General features: G+C 73.4%; 16 protein-coding genes, 2 tRNA genes and 1 pseudogene. 13 read left to right on the forward strand and 6 right to left on the reverse strand.

Annotation, left to right across the window (positions count from 1 at the left end; genetic code table 11):
* The first annotated feature begins 136 nt into the window (after positions 1-136).
* From I5Q34_RS05010 to I5Q34_RS05030, 5 genes and pseudogenes are all read left to right on the forward strand, one after another.
* Positions 137-2,656: a nitrate- and nitrite sensing domain-containing protein gene (locus tag I5Q34_RS05010; protein WP_277965651.1), complete on the forward strand. Its 2,520-nt coding sequence runs from the start codon at positions 137-139 to the stop codon at positions 2,654-2,656.
* Positions 2,657-2,691: 35 nt separating this feature from the next.
* Entirely contained in the window at positions 2,692-3,180 is a 489-nt protein-coding gene (locus I5Q34_RS05015; protein ID WP_277965684.1) for a roadblock/LC7 domain-containing protein, read from the forward strand.
* Positions 3,177-3,536 (forward strand): DUF742 domain-containing protein, encoded by a 360-nt coding sequence (locus I5Q34_RS05020; protein ID WP_199890922.1) that lies wholly within the window; start codon positions 3,177-3,179, stop codon positions 3,534-3,536. The genes I5Q34_RS05015 and I5Q34_RS05020 overlap by 4 nt, the downstream gene beginning before the upstream one ends.
* A 4-nt stretch (positions 3,537-3,540) precedes the next feature.
* A pseudogene (locus I5Q34_RS05025) lies at positions 3,541-4,131 on the forward strand (ATP/GTP-binding protein); the annotation flags it as partial.
* A gap of 204 nt (positions 4,132-4,335) precedes the next feature.
* Positions 4,336-5,619 (forward strand): styrene monooxygenase/indole monooxygenase family protein, encoded by a 1,284-nt coding sequence (locus I5Q34_RS05030; protein WP_199890924.1) that lies wholly within the window; start codon positions 4,336-4,338, stop codon positions 5,617-5,619.
* On the opposite strand, the gene I5Q34_RS05035 is transcribed toward I5Q34_RS05030, so the two are convergent.
* From I5Q34_RS05035 to I5Q34_RS05050, 4 genes are all read right to left on the reverse strand, one after another.
* Positions 5,594-6,676, reverse strand: a complete 1,083-nt coding sequence (locus tag I5Q34_RS05035) for a C40 family peptidase (protein WP_277965650.1) — start codon at positions 6,674-6,676, stop codon at positions 5,594-5,596. The genes I5Q34_RS05030 and I5Q34_RS05035 overlap by 26 nt on opposite strands.
* Before the next feature lie 139 nt (positions 6,677-6,815).
* Complete coding sequence (locus I5Q34_RS05040) at positions 6,816-7,100, reverse strand: hypothetical protein (protein WP_199890926.1); 285 nt, start codon at positions 7,098-7,100, stop codon at positions 6,816-6,818.
* A gap of 9 nt (positions 7,101-7,109) precedes the next feature.
* Positions 7,110-7,847 carry a TetR/AcrR family transcriptional regulator gene (locus I5Q34_RS05045; RefSeq protein ID WP_199890927.1) on the reverse strand — a complete coding sequence of 246 codons (738 nt, stop codon included), beginning with the start codon at positions 7,845-7,847 and terminating at the stop codon, positions 7,110-7,112.
* A gap of 58 nt (positions 7,848-7,905) precedes the next feature.
* Positions 7,906-8,859, reverse strand: a complete 954-nt coding sequence (locus I5Q34_RS05050; protein WP_199890928.1) for a diiron oxygenase — start codon at positions 8,857-8,859, stop codon at positions 7,906-7,908.
* 412 nt (positions 8,860-9,271) lie between these two features.
* Here I5Q34_RS05050 and I5Q34_RS05055 point away from each other — a divergent pair, with 412 nt between their 5' ends.
* Positions 9,272-10,081: a polysaccharide deacetylase family protein gene (locus tag I5Q34_RS05055; protein ID WP_234428443.1), complete on the forward strand. Its 810-nt coding sequence runs from the start codon at positions 9,272-9,274 to the stop codon at positions 10,079-10,081.
* A 140-nt stretch (positions 10,082-10,221) separates the two neighbouring features.
* Here I5Q34_RS05055 and I5Q34_RS05060 read toward each other — a convergent pair.
* Together I5Q34_RS05060 and I5Q34_RS05065 are read right to left on the reverse strand one after the other, a co-directional pair.
* Positions 10,222-10,294 (reverse strand) — tRNA-Arg (locus I5Q34_RS05060).
* 185 nt (positions 10,295-10,479) lie between these two features.
* Positions 10,480-10,551, reverse strand: a tRNA-Arg gene (locus I5Q34_RS05065).
* A 175-nt stretch (positions 10,552-10,726) separates the two neighbouring features.
* Here I5Q34_RS05065 and I5Q34_RS05070 point away from each other — a divergent pair.
* The 7 genes from I5Q34_RS05070 to rho all read left to right on the forward strand — a co-directional run bounded on the left by I5Q34_RS05070 (position 10,727) and on the right by rho (position 19,602).
* Entirely contained in the window at positions 10,727-11,170 is a 444-nt protein-coding gene (locus I5Q34_RS05070) for a PleD family two-component system response regulator (protein WP_234428482.1), read from the forward strand.
* 63 nt (positions 11,171-11,233) lie between these two features.
* On the forward strand, positions 11,234-12,052 hold the full coding sequence (nrtL, locus tag I5Q34_RS05075) for an ArgS-related anticodon-binding protein NrtL (protein ID WP_199890930.1): 819 nt from the start codon (positions 11,234-11,236) through the stop codon (positions 12,050-12,052).
* A gap of 22 nt (positions 12,053-12,074) precedes the next feature.
* The gene (gene lysA, locus I5Q34_RS05080) at positions 12,075-13,466 is read left to right on the forward strand and encodes a diaminopimelate decarboxylase (RefSeq protein ID WP_199890931.1); all 1,392 of its coding nucleotides are present in this window, start codon (positions 12,075-12,077) and stop codon (positions 13,464-13,466) included.
* Positions 13,467-13,575: 109 nt separating this feature from the next.
* The gene (locus I5Q34_RS05085; RefSeq protein ID WP_199890932.1) at positions 13,576-14,868 is read left to right on the forward strand and encodes a homoserine dehydrogenase; all 1,293 of its coding nucleotides are present in this window, start codon (positions 13,576-13,578) and stop codon (positions 14,866-14,868) included.
* Between the two features lie 22 nt (positions 14,869-14,890).
* On the forward strand, positions 14,891-15,967 hold the full coding sequence (thrC, locus tag I5Q34_RS05090) for a threonine synthase (RefSeq protein ID WP_199890933.1): 1,077 nt from the start codon (positions 14,891-14,893) through the stop codon (positions 15,965-15,967).
* Positions 15,968-16,237: 270 nt separating this feature from the next.
* Positions 16,238-17,155, forward strand: a complete 918-nt coding sequence (thrB, locus tag I5Q34_RS05095) for a homoserine kinase (RefSeq protein WP_199890934.1) — start codon at positions 16,238-16,240, stop codon at positions 17,153-17,155.
* Between the two features lie 422 nt (positions 17,156-17,577).
* A complete protein-coding gene (gene rho, locus I5Q34_RS05100; protein WP_199890935.1) occupies positions 17,578-19,602 on the forward strand; it encodes a transcription termination factor Rho in 2,025 nt (674 codons plus the stop codon).
* Positions 19,603-19,771: the final 169 nt, after the last annotated feature.

Below are 19,771 nucleotides of genomic sequence, written 5' to 3' on the forward strand. Positions count from 1 at the left end.
GCTGCCGTGCTGACAAGGTCCACTTCAGCGCCAGGGGGTGGACGGACGGGACCGACGAGACCACACGAGCGGAATGTGAGCACCGGTGCGGAAGAAGCGGCTTCGGGGCGGCCAGCGAGAACAGCAGACCACGGGCGTGCCCGAGCGCACCGCGCGCGCCCGCAACCGGCTGGCCACGTCCGTCGTGCTCGCCTCGCTGGCGGTCCTGGGGGCGGGGGCCCTGGGCATCGCCGACGCCTCGCGGGACGCCGGTGACTCCGGCCGGCTGGTCCCGCTGGCCGGGGCGGCCGACGACGCGGTGCGGCTGGCCCACACCCTGGCGGACGAGCGCGACGCCACCACGGCGTACGTGGCGGGCGGGCGCGGCGGCGTACCGGCCGCGCTCACCGCGCAGCGGGCCGCGGTGGACCGCAAGCTGGGCGCGTTCCTGACGGCCCGTTCGTCCCGCGCCGCGCTGCCCGCCGCCGTGCGCGAGCGGCTGGAGGAGCTGACCCGGCAGCGCCGCACGGCGCTGACCGGCGACGCCGACGCGCTGACCGTCTTCCGCCAGTACACCGCCACCGTGCAGGCCCTGCACGGCGTCGCGGGCACCCTCGCGGCCCGGCTGCCGGCCCGGGCCGGGACGGGCGACGCGGAGGCCGTGGCGCTGCTCGGCCGCGCCGTCGAGGAGGCGTCCGCCACCCGCGGCCTGCTCCTCGCCGCCCTCGCCGCCCGCGGCGGCCGGCCCGAACTCGCCGCCGCCGCGCAGCAGACCGACACCCGCGAGCGCGCCGCCCTCGCCGACTTCGCCCAACTCGCCCCCGCCAAGGCCAAGGACGCCTACGCCCGGGCGGCGCAGTCCCACGACTCCGTCGCGGCCGAGAGCCGGCTGACCGCCCTGCTCACCGGGCCGCAGCCGCCGTCCGCCGCCCCCGCCGACGCCGAGGAGCTGCGCACGGCGCTGACCGCCCGGCTGGCCAGGATGCGCGGCGTCGAGTCCGACCTCGCCGCCGCCGAGGCCGGCCACCTGGAGCGGGTGCGGGACCGGGACGTCACCGCGCTGCGCACCCGGGCCGGGCTCGTCGGCGCGTGCTTCCTCGTCGCCCTGCTGGCGGGCGTGCGCTCCACCCGCTCGGTGACCCGGCCGCTGGCCGCCCTGCGGCTCGGCGCCCGGCGCGTCTGCGCCGACCCGGCGGCCCGCGAGCCGGTGTCCGTCAAGGGGTGCGACGACGAGTTCGCCGAGATCGCCCGGTCGGTCAACGTGCTGCACGGCACGGTCGTACGGCAGCGCGAGCGCATCGACCTGCTGGAGGGCGAACGCGCCCGGCTGGACGGCGCCCGGCAGGACCTGGCCGTGGAGCGCGACGCCCTGCGCGAGCGCGACCGGCAGCGGGACGCCGAGGCCGCCCGCACCGCCGGGCGCGCGCACAGCACCTGCGCGAGCCTGTCGCTGCGCACCTTGGGCCTCGTCGAGCGGCAGCTGACCGTCATCGAGGCGATGGAGGCCCACGAGGCGGACCCCGACCGGCTGGACGTCCTCTTCAAGCTCGACCACCTCGCCACCCGGATGCGCCGGCACAGCGAGAACCTGCTGGTCCTCGCCGGGTCCGAGCACGCCGGCGGGCACGCGGGGGCGGTGCCGCTGCTGGACGTGCTGCGCGCCTCCGTCAGCGAGATCGACCGCTACGAGCGGGTGCGCATCCAGTCGCTGCCCGCCCGCGCCCAGCTCGCCGGCTTCGCCTCGGACGACATCAGCCACCTGGTGGCCGAACTCCTGGAGAACGCCACGGCGTTCTCGCCGCCGGACGTGCCGGTGCAGGTCTCCGGCTGGCTGCTGGAGAACGGCGACGTGATGCTCTCCATCCAGGACGAGGGCATCGGCATGGCCCCCGACCGGCTGGAGGAGATCAACTCCCTGCTGGCGCAGGGCGACCCGGAGCCGCCGGGCGCACGGGTCCCCGGCCACGCGGACGACGCCGTGATGGGCCTCGGCCTGTACGTCGTCGCGCGGCTCGCCGCCCGGCACGCGGTCCGCGTGCAGCTGCGCGAGCAGCGGCCCGGCGGCATCACGGCCGTCGTGGTGCTGCCCGCCCGGCTGCTGCCCGCCGCACCGCCGGCCGTCACCGACCCGCAGGCCGCGCCGCCGGTCCCGGGCACCTCGACCGCGCCCCCCGTCCACTTCCCGGGCGCGGCCGCCGAGGCCAACTCCCACCAGCTTCCCGGACGTTCACGGCGCATGGCGGGCTTCGCCCCGCAGCCCGTGGCGTCCGGCCCGCCGGACGAGGCGACCATCCAGCTGATCGTCCCGCCCGGGGTGCGGTCGGTGGTGCCGGAGCAGCGTCCGGCCGCCCCCGGACCCCACCCCGGACCCCAGGCGGCCGTCGGCCGGCACGCCAGGCCGCCGGCCCCGGAACCACCGCCGTCCCATGCCGGCGCCATGACCGGCAACGGGCTGCCCAAGCGCACCCCCCGCACCGTTCCGCAGCCGCCGCCGGTGCAGCGGATGCGCAGGGGCGTGGACGCGGAGGCGCTGCGCGCCAAACTCGCCGGCTTCCAGCAAGGGGCTCGGGAGGGACGGCGCGACGTGGCGCAGGAGCTCGCCGGGCAGCGTGAGAGTGATCAGCGTCGAGCCGGGACGCCGAACGACGGCGGCGATGTCGAGGAGGCACGCGGTTGACTGCATTTTCCGGAGGGGCGACCCCCGTCACCCCCATCGTCACCGGCCCGCACGGCGGCGCCGGCTACGGGCTGAGCCACGAGGCCCGCAACCTGCACTGGCTGCTGACCGACGTGGTCGAGGAGGTGCCCGGCGTCCGGTCGGTCGCCGTCGTCTCCTCCGACGGTCTGCTGCTGCTCTCCTCCGACCCGGAGGGGCAGCGCGTCGGCGGGAGCCTGCCGGAGGGCCCGCGGCACTCCACGGCCGACCTCGCCACCATCGTCGCGGGCCTGGGCAGCCTGACCACCGGGGCCGCGGCGCTGATGGACGGGGGCACGGTCAAGCAGACGATGGTGGCCATGGAGGAGGGCAGCCTGTTCGTGATGACCATCAGCGACGGGTCACTGCTCGGCGTCCACACCACGCCGGACTGCGACATGAGCGTCGTCGCCTACCACATGGCGCTCTTCGTCGGCCGGGCCGGGCACGTGCTCACCCCCGAACTCCGCAGGGAGCTGCGGCAGTCGGTGGAGGCCGTCCGGTGAGCGGAACGCGCACCTCGGCGCGCGTGCGCCCGTATTCGTTCACCGGCGGGCGCCCCCCGTGCGGACACGTCCTCCAGCTGGAGACCTTCGTGCAGGCCCCGCCCCCCACGGCGGACGGGGAGGGATTCATCGCCCGGGCGCTCCCGGAGGTCCGCGCCATCGTCGGCCTGTGCCGCGGACTGCGCTCCGTCGCCGAGGTCTCCGCGCTGCTCAAGATGCCGCTGGGCGTGGTCCGCGTCCTCCTCGGCGACTTGGCCGACCAGGGAAGAATCCGCGTCTACGGCCCCGGTCACGGCACCGGCCGGCCCGACCGCGCGCTGCTCGAAAGGGTGCAGTGTGGACTTCGCAGGATCTGACACCATAACGGGACCGGAACCGGCCCGGGAGAAGCCGGACCCCGGCCGCACCCGGGCCCCCGCCGCCACGAAGATCGTCGTCGCGGGCGGCTTCGGCGTCGGCAAGACGACGTTCGTCGGCTCGGTCTCGGAGATCACCCCGCTGCGCACCGAGGCCGTGATGACGATCGCCGGCGAGGAGGTGGACGACGCCGTCGCCGTCCCGGAGAAGGACACCACCACCGTCGCCATGGACTTCGGGCGGATCACGCTCGAACCGGACCTGGTCCTCTACCTGTTCGGCACGCCGGGCCAGAAACGGTTCTGGTTCATGTGGGACGACCTGGTGCGCGGGGCCATCGGCGCGGTGGTCATGTGCGACACCCGGCGGCTGGAGGACTGCTTCCCGGCCCTCGACTACTTCGAGAGCAGCGGCCTGCCGTACATCGTCGCCGTCAACCACTTCGAGGGCACGCCCCGGTACGAGGCGGAGGCGGTGCGCGAGGCGCTGTCCCTGGCCACCGGCATCCCGGTGCTGATCATGGACGCCCGGAAGCGGATCACCGTGGTCGAGTCCCTGCTGACGCTCGTCGGCCGCGCCCTCGACGTCACCCCCGAACCGGGCTACCGCGTTCCCCCGGGGGGCGCCGCCCCCCGCAGCGGCTTCGCCGCGGGCCGGACCCCCGGCCACTGTGCCGCCCCGGGGGACACCCTCCGGACCCCCGGCCGCGACCACGGGTCCACGGGGCACGCCGGACCGGCGATGCGAGGCGAAGCCCAGTAACACGGCGCACGACAGGGATCCACGAGACAGGGAGCCATGCGACGGATCCTCATAGTCGGGGCCGGCCAGTCCGGCCTCCAGCTCGCCCTCGGCCTCCAGGCCCGGGGGTACGACGTGACGCTCGTCTCCAGCCGTACGGCCGACGAGACGCGCTCCGGGCGGGTCACCTCGACCCAGGTCATGTTCGCCTCCGCCCTCGCCCGCGAGCGCGAGCTCGGCCTCGACTTCTGGAGCGGCCGCGCCCCGCGCATCGAGGGGCTCGGCGTCTCGGTGGCCGGGCCGCCCGGCCCGGGCGGGACAGGGCGGGTGCGGCGCATCGTCGACTGGGTCGGCCGCCTGGAGGGCTGCGCCCAGTCCGTGGACCAGCGGCTGAAGATGGCCGGCTGGCTGGAGACCTTCGCCGCGCGCGGCGGCCGGCTCGTGGTGCACGGCGTCTCGGCCTGCGACCTCGACTACTTCGCGCGCCGCTACGACCTGGTGCTGGTCGCCGCGGGCAAGGGCGAACTGGCCGGCCTCTTCCCCCGGGACGCGGCCCGCTCGCCGTACACCGCCCCGCAGCGCTGCCTCGCCCTGGCGTACGTGCACGGCCTGGGCCCGCGCCCGGAGCACCCGGAGTACGACGCGGTGCGCTGCAACATCGTGCCGGGCGTGGGGGAGTTGCTGGTGATACCCGCGCTCACGCTGTCCGGCCGGGCCGACATCCTCTTCTGGGAGGGCCTGCCCGGCGGGCCGCTCGACGTCTTCCGCACGGTGGACGGCCCCGCCGAGCACCTGGCGCGGATGCTGGCGCTGGTGGAACGGTTCACGCCGTGGGAGTACGGGCGGGCCACCGAGGTCGAACTCACCGACGCGGGCGCCACGCTGGCCGGCCGCTACACGCCGGTCGTCCGCGACCCGGTCGGGCGGCTGCCGTCGGGCGGGCTCGTGCTGGGGGCCGGCGACGCGGTCGTCGTCAACGACCCGGTCACCACGCAGGGCGCCAACTCGGCGGCCCGGTGCGCCGCTTCGTACCTGGAGTCGATCGTGGAGCACGGGGACGAGCCGTTCGACGAGGCGTGGATGCGCTCCGCGTTCGACCGCTGGTGGGCGGCGGACGCCCGGCACGCCACGCGGTGGACCAACGCGATGCTGGCCCCCGCGCCCGGCCACCTGCGGCGGCTGATCGGCGCCGCGGCCGGGCTCCAGCCGGTCGCCGACCGCTTCGCCAACGGCTTCGCGGACCCCGCCGACTTCGAGGGCTGGCTCTTCGAGGAGGCGGCGGCGGAGGCGTATCTGCGGGAGGTGGTGCGGGAGGTCAGCCCGTCCCCGTCCGGCGCGTGAGCGCGGGGGCGCTCTCCAGGAGGACGGGCAGGGGCGGGGCGAGCGGATCGTCGCCCGCGTCCGGTCGTACGGCCCCCAGCAGCGGGTTGGCGGCGATCGGCGAGAGCCGCACCGTCGTGCCCGGCCGGGGCGCCTGTATGACCTTGCCGTCGCCGACGTAGAGGGCCACATGGGTGGCGCCCTGGAAGTAGACCACCAGGTCGCCGGGGCGCAGCCGGTCCAGCGGCACCTTGGGCAGCGACCGCCACTGCTCCTGGCTGGTGCGGGGGATGGCGCTGCCCGCGTGGGCCCAGGCCTGGGAGGTGAGGCCCGAGCAGTCGAAGGACGCCGGGCCCGCCGAGCCCCACACGTAGGGCTTGCCGAGCTGCTGGTAGGCGAAGTCGACGGCCATCGCGCCGTGCTGCGTGGGCGGGGGCGGCGGGCCGCCGGCCAGGGGGCGTGCCGGGACGTCGTGCTCCTCCAGGCGCCGCAGCTCGGCCAGTTGGGCCGGGGTCAGCGCGGCGAGCAGCTTCTCCACCTCGTCGAGCCTGCCGCGGGCGGTGTCGCGCTGCTTCTGCTTCCGCTCGGCGAGGCCGATCTGGACGTCGAGGGCCTCGCGGGCCCGGCGGGCGAGCCCCGAGATGCGCTGCGCGCCGTCCGCGAGCCTGCCGAGGGTGCCGGCCCGGCGGCCGGCCGCGCGCCTGAGCTCGTGGCGGCGGTCCAGCGCGGGCTGCGGGTCGGCGGTGAACAGGAAGGTGACGACGGGGGAGAGGGCCTCGGCGGTGCCCCGGTACTGCTCGCGGGCCAGCCGGCCCGCCTCGTCGCGGCTGTCGGCCAGGTCGGTCCTGGCCCGGGCCAGCTCCTCCTCCGAGCGGGCGACCGCCGCGCGCTGCAGGCGCAGCTTCGCGTCGGTGGCCTCGTACGCCTTCGTCGCCTCCTCGGCGGACCGGTGGAGGGTGCGCAGCCGGCCGAGCAGGGTGCTGACGGACTGGCCGGGCGGCGGGTCGGCGTGGCCGCGGGGGGCGGGGGCGGACAGGGTGACGGCGGCGGTCAGCAGCACGGCGCACAAGCGACGCACCAGCCGTCCTGACGGCCGTCCTGACACGGGTTCACCTCCGGGGCCGGGGTCCGGTCGGACCTCGGGAGGATCGTGTCATGCGGCAGTAGCACTATTGGTGCGTATTGGCCACGCCTGGGCCCGAAACCGCCCAATGCGGTCAATCTGCCGGACGGTTGGTTGCCGGTCGCGACCAGGGCCACCGCGGGCCGGTGCTCCGCCGCCCCTCGGGGTCGTGGACGTACTTCCAGCCCCTCGGCAGCCCGAGCCGGCGCGTGGTGCCGGCCTGGACCCGCCGGTAGACCAGGACGGTGGGCGGACCGCCGTCCGCGTCGGGCACCGGCACCTCGTAGACCTTGGGCGGATGCCCCGTGGGCCCCAGCAGCACCGGCAGTACCCGTCCGTCCAGGGGCCCGCCCTCGAAGGGCACGTCTTCGCTTCGCACGCCCCGAGCCTACGGGCGCGGGATCAGGTTTCCGGCCTCCGTGAGCAGCGCCACCGTCCGCCGCGCCAGGGACGCGGCCGCGCCGTCGGCCGGCTCCAGGGCGAGCGCCGCCGCGGCCACCCGCGCCGTCTGCCCGTCGTGCGCGGCGGTCGCCAGCAGCAGCGCCACGAAGTGGTCCACCAGCCAGTCGCGCAGCTCCTCCACCGCCGGCTGCTTGCCCTCGTCCAGCCAGGTCAGCGACGCCCCCTCGACCGCGGTGATCCACGTACGGACCGCCATCCGCAGCCGCACCCCCGGCTCCGGCACCCGCAGGTGCGCCAGGATGTGCCCCGCGGCGCCGCGCCGCACCTCGTCCACGATCGCCCCGGTCCGGGACGTCGCCACGACGCTGCCGCTGCGCAGCAGCGCGCTGAACCCGGCGTCGTGCTCGTCCACGAAGGCCAGGTAACGGTCGAGGGCTCCCGCCAGCCGCCCGGTGAGCGGCCCTTCCTGCGGTACGGCGAAGCACTGCGTGAGCTCCTCCACGGCGCTGCGCAGCGCGGCCTCGTACAACTGCGTCTTTCCGCCCGGGAAGTAGCGGTAGACCAGCGGCCGGGAGACCTCGGCGGCGACGGCGACGTCGTCCAGCGAGACGTCCTCGGGCGAACGGTGCGCGAAGAGCCCGAGGGCGGCCCGGATCAACTGCGCGCGGCGCCGCGCGACGTCGAGGCGACGGTAGGAGGCGGGGGCGCTGTTGCTGCCGGTCATGCGGGCAGGGTAGTGGGTGGGGCGCATACGCGCCCCGGCCCGGCCTGCGACGGCTCCCCTACGCCAGCAGCCCCGAGCTGCGCCAAAGCCTCCGTCCGACCCCCCTCAACACCCCGATCTCCTCCAGGAAATCCGTCAACCGCCGCGCCCCCGCCTGCATCACATCCCGCCGATGCCCACTCGCCCGCACCTGCGCCACCGCCTCCCCCCGGTCCAGCCCCACATTCGTGTACACCGCCGGATTGACGAACGCGACCGAGAACACCCGAGCCGCCTCCCCGCACGTCACCCGCGTCAGCTCCGCCTCCCAGCGCGGACAGCTCCGCATCTGCCGCCGCAGCTCCTCCCGCGCGTACCGCACGTGCCGCGCCTCCTCCACCACATGGATCCGCGTGACACCGCGCATCAGCGTCTGCACCCGCTCGTCGGGGAACGTCAGCCGCTGCATGTAGTCGAGGATCTCCTCGCCGAGCAGTGTGCACGCGAACGAACCCGGCGTCGTCGAGACGGTCTTGAGGATCCGCGCCAGGTTGTGGTGCAGCCGGGGAACGGGGTACGTGGGCGCGCCACTGCGCTCGATCAGCCGGGCGAACATCTTGGAGTGCCGGCACTCGTCCGCTATCTCGGTCAGCGCGTACCGCACGTGCGCACTGGTCACGGGCTTGTCATAGATGTGCCGGACCAGCAGCTGCATCAGGATGATCTCGAACCAGATGCCCAGCGAGGCCAGCGACGCCGCCTCGTGCCGGGCGAGTTCAAAGCGCTGCTCCTCCGTCATCCGCCGCCACAGCGGCGTCCCGTAGAGGGAGACGAGCTCGGGCGGCCAGTACCACTTGCCCTCCTCCGGCGGCGCGTCCCAGTCGAGCTCGGTGTCCGGGTCGAAGGAGTGCCTGGCCGAGGACTCCAGCAGCCGCCGGGCGACCTGCTCACGGTCCTTGAGCGGCCCGAGCGCGTCGCCGTCCGCGATGTCCGTCACGGCTGCCGCCGATATCCCAGGTGTCCGTTCTGCCATGACCGATCCCACCTCACTTGCGGGTTACCCGGAGTCACTCGCTTATGAGACTACTTGTCAGCAAGCCAGTCAATCCCCGGGACGTCGCGAAGGATTGGCGTCCCTTCGCTCTCCGTGCGACGAGCGGTTCCAACGGGCCCATGGGGACAGGGGAGTCCCGGAGCCGGCCGGCCGGTTCGACGCCCGGCGCTTCGTGGCCGACCCTCGGGGCGAGGACGTGGACGTTCCGGGAGAAGATGGAGCGCGAAGGCCGGAAGAGTGGGCGCCGTACGGTGATTGAGGACTTTTCAGGCACTTGGTGCCTGCTTTGTCACTGTTTTGTGAGCGATACCGCATAAGGGAACGACTTGCGGTACAAGCACGTCTTCGCGGGCAGGGTACAGACAGGCGTGCGAGGGAGTGGGGATCGTTTATGACGCAATCTACCGGGCGGAGGCGGCACATCGCGGTGGCGGCCACGTCGGGACTGGCGCTCCTCGGGCTGATACTGGGCTCGGTGGCGATGGCCGGCCAGAGCTCGGACGACGGGGGGAGCGGGCGGGTCTCCGCGGACGCGCCGGCCGCGAAGACCCCGCGCGAGCGGGGCAGGGCCGCCGAACCCGACGCGGGCGGCCCGGTGTCGGAGGAGATCTCGCACGACAGCGAGAGCAGCGGCAAGGTCGTCAACATCACCATCGACGACGGTCCGGACCCGGTCTGGACCCCCAAGGTGCTCGAACTGCTCCGGCGCAGCAGCGTCAAGGCGACCTTCTGCATGATAGGTCCGCGCGCCAAGGAGTACCCGTCGCTCGTGAAGAAGGTCGTCGCCGACGGCCACCGGCTCTGCGACCACTCCATGGACCACAACACCGCCATGGACAAGCGCCCCGAGCCCTACCAGGCGAGCCAGATCCTCGACGCCCAGAAGCTGATAGAGGACGCCGCCGGCGACGGGACGAAGGTGCGCTACTACCGCGCCCCCGGCGGCGCCTTCACCCCCTACAGCCGCAAGGTCGCCGCCGCCCACGGCATGCGCCCGCTCGGCTGGCAGGTGGACAGCCGCGACTGGCAGCGCCCGGGGACGGCCCGCATCGTGGCCAACGTCAAGCGGGAGGTGGCCGACGGCCCCACGATCCTCTTCCACGACGCGGGCGGCGACCGCAGCCAGACGCTGGCCGCGATGGAAGAAACGCTTCCCTGGCTGAAGCAGCAGGGCTACGGCTTCGGCTTCCCGAAGATCTGACCCCCTGGAACCCGAACCACCGAATCGTTCCGGCGCCTTCAGGCCGAGACTTCCCCAAGTCCGGCCTGCGCGCCGTGCGTTCGTATCTCGTCGCGCATGCAAAAGGCCCGTTCCGAAGAATTCGGAACGGGCCTTCACGGTGCGCTCGGCAGGATTCGAACCTGCAACCTCTTGATCCGTAGTCAAGTGCTCTATCCGTTAAGCTACGAGCGCGCGTTGCGAGAACAACTTTACACGCTCGCGGGACCCGCGATGACCACGAGCAGGGCGATTGCGGCAGCGAGTGCTGTGATGGGCGTCACGCCATCGATCATCGCCGCAAACGTCATGGAATACGCAAAGACCCCGCACCAGCCTTGCAGCTGATCGCGGGGTCTTTCGGCACTTCTTTTTCGAAGTGCCCCCGGCAGGATTCGAACCTGCGCACACGGCTCCGGAGGCCGTTGCTCTATCCCCTGAGCTACGGGGGCGTGTCTTCCGTTCGCGGTCTCGCTCGCGGCGACAGGAAGAACACTACCAGCTCCGGGCGGGTGATCCGTAACGGGTTGCCGGGCGGGGGCCGGGGGTGCTCGCCCGCGGGGGGCGGAAGTGCCGAAAAGCCGGACGCGGCGCCGGTCACGCGCCTACTCTCGGGGTGTGCCTGGCTTGTCCGGCCGGGTCCTTGTTGTCGACGACAACAGGGTCATCCGGCAGTTGATCAGGGTCAATCTCGAGCTGGAGGGCTTCGAGGTCGTGACCGCGGCCGACGGTGCCGAGTGCCTGGAGATCGTGCACAGCGTGCGCCCGGACGTCGTGACTCTGGACTTCGTCATGCCCCGGCTCGACGGGCTGCGGACGGCCGCGCGGCTGCGGGCCGACGCGCGCACGCGGCACATACCCGTCGCCATCATCAGCGCCTGCACCCAACTCGAGGTGGAGAGCGGGCGGTCGGCGGGGGTGGACGCGTTCCTGGCGAAGCCGTTCGAGCCCGCGGAGCTGGTGCGGATGGTGCGCAGACTGCGGCGTGGCCGTGGGGGAGCGGGGGAGGCGGGGCTGACGGAGGGCGCCGCGCCGGGGGATGCGGAGCCGGTCGTACGGCCGGCGGGGTAGCCGGGCAAAAGGAGAGGAAACCGGTTGGCGGAGTGACCCACCTCCTCCCCTAGGGTGGACCCCGTGACCCCCGCCGATCTCTCCCGCACCGTGCTGCACGCCGTGCGTCGCGCCGTCGAGGCCGACGAGCTGCGTGCCGTGGTGCCGGCGACGGCCGGAGTGCGGGTGCCACCCCGGCCGGGGTGCGGCGACTACGCCACCAGCATCGCGCTGCGGCTGGCCAAGGACAGCGGGCGGCCCGCCCGGGACGTGGCCGAGGTGCTGCGCCGCCGCCTGGCCCAGGAGCCGGGCATCGCCCGGGTCGAGATCGCCGGGCCGGGATTCCTCAACATCACCCTCGACGGCCCGCCCGGCGGACGGATCGTGCGGGAGGCGCTCGTACCGCAGCAGGGGAGCGAGCCGCTGCCGCTGTGCCCCCCGGACGCGCTCGTGCGACGACTCGGTTCCGACGCCGCCCGCTGGAGCCTGCTCTGCCCCCCCGGCCTCGACCGCGACCTGCTCCTCGTCCAGCGCGAGGACAACCCCCTCTTCCGGGTGCGCTACGCGCACTCCCGGTGCCGCGCGCTGCTGCGCAACGCGCGCGACCTGGGTTACGCCCCGGAGGTCACGGAGGCCTACGACGAGGCGGACGCCCCGCTGCTGACCGCCCTCGCCGACCACCCCCGCATCGTCTCCGCCCGCGACCCCGAGCGGCTCGCCCGCGCGCTGGAGCGCCTGGCCGACGCGTTCCTGCGCTGGCAGACGTCCTGTACGCCGCTGCCCCGCGGCGACGAGAAACCCTCGGTCGTCCACCGCGCCCGCCTGGCCCTCGCCGAGGCCACGGGAACGGTGCTCGCAGACGGCCTCGACCAGCTCGGCATCACCGCACCCGCACACCTCTGAGCACCTCCGAGGGGATCGCACCATGAGCCGCTCCGCCCACCCCGCCGGGCCCCGCTACGCCGACGTCCTGCCCGAGGCCCACCACCTCGCTCCGCCCGCCGACCTCAACACCCTCGACCCGCGCGTCTGGTCCCGCACCGTCTCCCGCGACGCCGCGGGCACGGCCACCGTCGGCGGACTGGACGTCAAGCACCTGGCCGAGGAGTTCGGGACGCCCGCCTACTTCCTCGACGAGGACGACTTCCGGGCCCGCTGCCGGGCCTGGCGCGAGGCCTTCGGCACGGACGCCGACGTCTTCTACGCGGGCAAGGCCTTCCTCTCCCGCGCCGTCGTGCGCTGGCTGACCGAGGAGGGGCTCAACCTCGACGTCTGCTCCGGCGGCGAGCTCTCCACCGCGCTCGCCGCGGGCATGCCCGCCGAGCGCATCGCCCTGCACGGCAACAACAAGTCCGCCCGGGAGATCACCCGCGCCGTCGAGGCCGGCGTCGGGCGGATCGTCGTCGACTCCTTCCAGGAGATCGTGCGCGTCGCCCACATCGCCCAGAAGGCCGGCAAGCGGCAGCGGGTGCAGATCCGCGTCACGGTCGGCGTCGAGGCGCACACCCACGAGTTCATCGCCACGGCCCACGAGGACCAGAAGTTCGGCCTCCCGCTGGCCGGCGGGCTGGCCGCCGAGGCCGTGCGCCGGGCCCTCAAGCTGGACGGGCTGGAGCTCGTCGGCATCCACTCGCACATCGGCTCGCAGATCTTCGACACCTCCGGCTTCGAGGTCGCGGCCCGCCGCGTCGTCGGACTGCTGGCCGAGGTCCGCGACGAGCACGGCGTCGAGCTGCCGGAGATCGACCTCGGCGGCGGCCTGGGCATCGCCTACACCCCCGAGGACGACCCGCGCGAGCCGCACGAGATCGCCACCGCGCTGCGCGCCATCGTCGAGCGCGAGTGCGCGGCCGCCGGACTGGCCGTGCCGCGGCTGTCCGTCGAGCCGGGGCGCGCCATCGTGGGCCCCACCGCCTTCACGCTCTACGAGGTGGGGACGGTCAAGGAGCTGCCCGGACTGCGCACCTACGTCAGCGTCGACGGCGGCATGTCCGACAACATCCGTACCGCGCTGTACGACGCGGAGTATTCGGTGGCCCTGGTCTCCCGCACCTCGACGGCCGCCCCGATGCTCTCCCGCGTCGTCGGCAAGCACTGCGAGTCCGGCGACATCGTCGTGCGCGACGCCTTCCTTCCCGCGGACCTCGCCCCCGGCGACCTGATCGCCGTGCCCGCGACCGGCGCGTACTGCCGGTCCATGGCGAGCAACTACAACCACGCGCTGCGCCCGCCCGTCGTGGCGGTCAAGGACGGCACGGCGCGAGTGATCGTCCGACGCGAGACCGAAGAGGACCTGCTCCGGCTCGACGTCGGCTGACGGAACCGCCGAACGGAAGGCGGGGTCTCGGATGCTGGACGCGGTGGGGAACCACCCGTCCGGTGAGTGAGACTGTGTATTACTCAAGATGTACGAGAAACGAGGTCGCATGATGCGAACGCGTCCGCTCAAAGTGGCGCTGCTGGGCTGTGGGGTAGTCGGCTCCGAGGTGGCGCGCATCATGACGACGCACGCGGACGACCTCACGGCGCGGATCGGGGCCCCCGTCGAGCTGGCCGGCATCGCGGTCCGCCGCCCGAGCCGGGTCCGCGCCGGGATCCCCGCGGAGCTGATCACCACCGATGCGACGGCCCTGGTCAAACGGGGTGACATCGACGTCGTCGTCGAGGTCATCGGCGGTCTGGAGCCGGCCCGCGGGCTGATCACCACCGCCTTCGAGCACGGCGCGAGCGTCGTCTCCGCCAACAAGGCGCTGCTCGCCGAGGACGGCGCCGCGCTGCACGCCGCCGCGGAGCAGCACGGCGTGGACCTCTACTACGAGGCCGCCGTCGCCGGCGCCATCCCGCTGGTCCGGCCGCTGCGCGAGTCCCTGGCCGGCGACACGGTGAACCGGGTGCTGGGCATCGTCAACGGCACCACCAACTTCATCCTCGACAAGATGGACACCAGCGGCGCCGGCTACTCCGAGGCGCTGGACGAGGCCACCGCGCTGGGGTACGCCGAGGCCGACCCCACCGCGGACGTCGAGGGCTTCGACGCCGCCGCGAAGGCCGCGATCCTGGCGGGCATCGCCTTCCACACCCGGGTCCGGCTGGACGACGTCCATCGCGAGGGCATGACGGAGGTCACGGCCGCCGACTTCGCCTCCGCGAAGCAGATGGGCTGCACCATCAAGCTGCTGGCGATCTGCGAGCGGGCCGCCGACGGCCGGTCGGTCACCGCCCGGGTGCACCCGGCGATGATCCCGCTGACCCACCCGCTCGCCTCGGTGCGCGAGGCGTACAACGCGGTGTTCGTCGAGGCCGAGGCGGCCGGGCAGCTGATGTTCTACGGCCCGGGCGCCGGCGGCTCGCCGACCGCCTCCGCGGTCCTCGGCGACCTGGTCGCCGTCTGCCGCAACAAGCTGGCCGGGACCACCGGCCCGGGCGAGTCCGCGTACACCCGGCTGCCGGTGAGCCCGATGGGCGAGGTGGTCACGCGGTACCACATCAGCCTCGACGTCGCCGACCGGCCGGGCGTCCTCGCGCAGGTCGCGACGGTCTTCGCCGAGCACGGCGTCTCCATCGACACCGTCCGCCAGCAGGGCAAGGACGGCGAGGCGGCGCTGGTCGTCGTCACCCACCGGGCCGCCGACGCCGCGCTGTCGGCCACGGTCGAGGCACTGCGCAGGCTGGACACGGTGCGCGGGGTCGCGAGCATCATGCGCGTTGAGGGCGAGTAGGGAAGCAAGAGGAACGATGTCGATGTCTGCGAACAACGCCGCCACCCGTCAGTGGCGGGGCATCATCGAGGAGTACCGCGACCGGCTGCCGGTCACGGCGGCCACGCCGGTGGTGACCCTGCGCGAGGGCGGTACGCCGCTGGTGCCCGCGCAGGTGCTCTCCGAGCGCACCGGCTGTGAGGTCCATCTGAAGGTGGAGGGCGCCAACCCCACGGGTTCCTTCAAGGACCGCGGCATGACGATGGCCATCTCGCGCGCCAAGGAGGAGGGCGCGAAGGCCGTCATCTGCGCCTCCACGGGCAACACCTCGGCCTCCGCCGCCGCCTACGCGGTGCGGGCGGGCATGGTGTGCGCCGTCCTCGTCCCCGAGGGCAAGATCGCGCTCGGCAAGATGGGCCAGGCGCTGGTGCACGGCGCGCGCATCCTCCAGGTCGCCGGAAACTTCGACGACTGCCTGGACCTGGCGCGCGGCCTGGCCGACAACTACCCGGTGGCGCTGGTCAATTCGGTCAATCCGGCGCGTATCGAGGGCCAGAAGACGGCGGCCTTCGAGATCGTCGACGCGCTCGGCGACGCCCCGGACATCCATGTGCTGCCGGTGGGCAACGCGGGCAACATCACCGCCTATTGGCGCGGGTACCGGGAGTACGCCGCCGACGGCATCGCCTCCCGCACCCCGCGCATGTGGGGCTACCAGGCCTCGGGCTCGGCGCCAATCGTGCGCGGTGCCCCGGTGAAGGACCCGCACACCATCGCCACGGCCATTCGCATCGGCAATCCCGCCTCGTGGAAGTTCGCCGAGCAGGCGCGCGACGAGTCGGGCGGCCGCATCGACGAGGTGACGGACCGTCAGATCCTCGCCGCCTACCGGCTGTTGGCCGCGCAGGAGGGCGTCTTCGTCGAGCCCGCCTCGGCGGCGAGCGTCGCCGGCCTGCTCAAGGCGGCCGAGGAGGGCGAGGTCGACCCGGGCCAGCGCATCGTCTGCACGGTGACGGGCAACGGGCTCAAGGACCCCGACTGGGCGGTGGCCGGTGCCCCGCAGCCGGTCACGGTGCCGGTGGACGCGGCGGTGGCCGCGGAGCGGCTCGGCCTCGCGTAACCCGCCCTCGGGTCATCCGGCCCCGGCGCAACGCCGCAGGTCACAAGTCCGGAGAAAGTCCGGCAAAGCCGACGAGGGGGCACAGGTTGGCGTGCGACACGCATCGCGCGCCGCCTGTGCGCCCTATGTCGCCACAGAACCTTCCTTCGATAGGCTGTCCTCACTCCGCCCCGTCGCAGAACCGAGCCGCCCACCATGCGGTGTCGTCGTCGCGGCCCTTGCGGATGTCGCACGCCCTACCAAGGCCACATCAAGGAGAGTCATCGAGCGATGGCCGGTCCCGCCTTCCGCGCCGCCGCCGTCCGAGTGCGCACCCCTGCCACCAGCGCAAACCTCGGTCCCGGCTTCGACGCCCTCGGTCTGTCCCTGGGCCTCTACGACGACGTCGTGGTCCGGGTGGCCGAATCCGGGCTGCACGTCGACATCGCCGGTGAGGGTGCCGATTCCCTCCCGCGCGACGAGAGCCACCTGCTCGTACGGTCCCTGCGCACCACGTTCGACCTGCTGGGCGGCCAGCCGCGCGGCCTCGAAGTGGTCTGCGCCAACCGCATCCCGCACGGCCGCGGTCTGGGCTCCTCGGCCGCCGCGATCTGCGCGGGGATCGTCGCCGCCCGGGCGGTGACGATAGGCGGGGCCGAGCGGCTCGGCGAGACGGCGATGCTGGACCTGGCCACCGAGATCGAGGGCCACCCCGACAACGTCGCCGCGTGTCTGCTCGGCGGCTTCACCCTGGCCTGGATGGACGCGGGGGTGGCCCGGGCCGTTCGGATGGACCCGGTCGGTTCCATCGTTCCGGTGGTCTTCGTCCCCGGCCGGCCGGTGGCCACCGAGACCGCGCGGGGGCTGCTGCCGCGGCAGGTCCCCCATGTGGACGCCGCGGCCAACGCCGGACGGGCGGCGCTGCTGGTCGAGGCGCTGACGCGGCGCCCCGAGCTGCTGCTGCCGGCCACCGAGGACCGGCTCCACCAGGAGTACCGCGCCCCGGCGATGCCGGAGAGCGTGGCCCTGGTCAACCGGCTGCGGGCGGACGGTGTGCCCGCGGTCATCTCCGGTGCGGGCCCCACGGTGCTCGCGCTGGTCGAGGACAGTGCGGCCGACAAGGTCGCGCGGCTGGCGGGCGAGGGATGGGCGGCCAACCGGCTGGCCCTCGACGCCGGGGGGGCGAGCGTGTTGCCGCTCGCCGCGTGAGCAGGGGAGCGGCGGCCCGCGCCGCGCCCGCGCTCGCAAGGAGAAGGGCCCGCGGAAACGCGGTTGCCGGTCTTTGAGAGGGGGAATGTTTGTGGGATCCGGTAGTGTTAACCTCAAGTCTGCACCCGAAGCCACATCGGCTCGGTGCTCTGTGTCCCGATCAGGGACCGCTTTTCTTCCGGGAGCCTCCCAGACTGCCTGAGCAGATTCGAGCACGCTCCGGAATCGGCGTGGGCGACATGAGTGAAGTGATGCGTCATGTCTTCACTAATTTCTTCACGCCGGCATCAACGCACTGATTCTTCCGCCGTACCGCGGCGGACCACCGCCCCGGCCCGGTTCGCAAGCAGGACCGCAGCCGGACAGCACAACCGGTCGCCGAGCCAGACAGGCCGACGCCCGCTCCAGGGAAGGACCCCTTCGTGAGCGACACCACCGATCTGATGGGCGTGAACGCCGCCGGCACTGACAAGAGTGCCTCCGCGCCCGCCACGGACGCTCCCGCCGCGCCTGCCACCGGTGCTTCCGCCGCCCCGCGGCGGCGACGCTCGGGCACGGGCCTCGACGCCATGGTCCTGGCCGAGCTCCAGCAGCTCGCCTCCAGCCTCGGCATCAAGGGCACCGCGCGGATGCGCAAAGGCCAGCTGATCGAGGTCATCAAGGAGAGGCAGGCCGCCTCCGGCGGTGCCGCCAAGCCCGCCGCCGAGCAGCCCGCGGAGGCGCCGGCCGAGAAGCCGAAGCGCCGTGCCACCTCGCGGGCCCGTACGGGCGAGGGCGCGGCCGAGAAAGCCGCCGCCGAGCAGGCCGCGGCCCCGCAGCAGATCGAGATCCCGGGTCAGGGCGGCGGCGACGAGGCGCCGTCCGGCGAGCGCCGTCGCCGTCGGGCCACCGCGCCCGCCGGCAGCCCCGAGGGCGCGGACGCCGCGCGCGCCGAGTCCCGTGCCGAGGCCCGCACCGAGGTGCTGACCTCGGAGAAGCCGGAGGCCGAGGCCGACGGCGGCCGTGCCAAGGGCGACCGCCAGGACCGCGGCGAGCGCGGCCAGAAGGGCGACCGCCGCGAGCGCGGTGAGCGTGGCGAGCGCGGCCAGCGCGACCGCCGTGGCCGTGGCGAGGAGGGCCAGGGCGCCGGCCAGCAGGGCGGCAACCGCCAGCAGCGCGAGCGCGGCGCCGGCCGCGCCGAGCAGGGCCCGCAGGACGAGGACGACTTCGAGGGCGGCCGCCGCGGCCGTCGTGGCCGCTACCGCGACCGCCGGGGCCGTCGCGGCCGCGAGGACTTCGCGAACGAGCCGCAGCTGTCCGAGGACGACGTCCTGATCCCCGTCGCGGGCATCCTGGACATCCTCGACAACTACGCCTTCATCCGGACCTCCGGCTACCTGCCCGGTCCGAACGACGTCTACGTCTCCCTCGCCCAGGTCCGCAAGAACGGCCTGCGCAAGGGCGACCACGTCACCGGCGCGGTGCGCCAGCCCAAGGACGGCGAGCGCCGCGAGAAGTTCAACGCCCTCGTGCGCCTCGACTCGGTGAACGGCATGGCGCCCGAAACCGGCCGCGGGCGGCCCGAGTTCCACAAGCTGACCCCGCTCTACCCGCAGGACCGGCTGCGGTTGGAGACCGACCCGGGCGTTCTGACGACCCGTATCATCGATCTGGTCGCCCCCATCGGCAAGGGCCAGCGCGGTCTGATCGTAGCCCCGCCGAAGACCGGCAAGACCATGATCATGCAGGCGATCGCCAACGCGATCACCACCAACAACCCCGAGTGCCACCTGATGGTCGTCCTGGTCGACGAGCGTCCGGAAGAGGTCACCGACATGCAGCGGTCGGTCAAGGGCGAGGTCATCTCCTCGACCTTCGACCGCCCGGCCGAGGACCACACCACCGTCGCCGAGCTGGCCATCGAGCGCGCCAAGCGTCTCGTCGAGCTGGGTCACGACGTGGTCGTCCTGCTGGACTCGATCACCCGCCTGGGCCGCGCCTACAACCTGGCGGCCCCCGCCTCGGGCCGCATCCTGTCCGGTGGTGTCGACTCGACCGCGCTCTACCCGCCGAAGAAGTTCTTCGGTGCCGCGCGCAACATCGAGGACGGCGGCTCGCTGACCATCCTGGCCACCGCGCTGGTCGAGACCGGCTCGCGGATGGACGAGGTGATCTTCGAGGAGTTCAAGGGCACCGGCAACATGGAGCTCAAGCTCGACCGGAAGCTCGCCGACAAGCGCATCTTCCCCGCGGTGGACGTCGACCCGTCCAGCACCCGCAAGGAGGAGATCCTGCTCGGCGCCGACGAGCTGGCCATCGTCTGGAAGCTCCGCCGCGTGCTGCACGCCCTGGACTCGCAGCAGGCCATCGAGCTGCTCCTCGACAAGATGAAGCAGACGAAGTCCAACGCCGAGTTCCTGATGCAGATCGCCAAGACGGCGCCCGCGCCGGGCAACGGCAACGACTGACCGTCCCGCACAAACCGGGCGGAACCCCTCGTCGCGCAACGCGACGGGGGGTTCCGCTTTTTCCTGTCGTGATCTTGCCGAGTCCTCCCCGTGACCTTCTGAGACATCCGCCACAGGGGCATCGTCCGGAACGAGGCTGCGCAAGTCGCGTCGTAACGGGCGAAAACGC

Source organism: Streptomyces sp. AV19 (assembly GCF_015999245.1).
GTDB lineage: Bacteria > Actinomycetota > Actinomycetes > Streptomycetales > Streptomycetaceae > Streptomyces.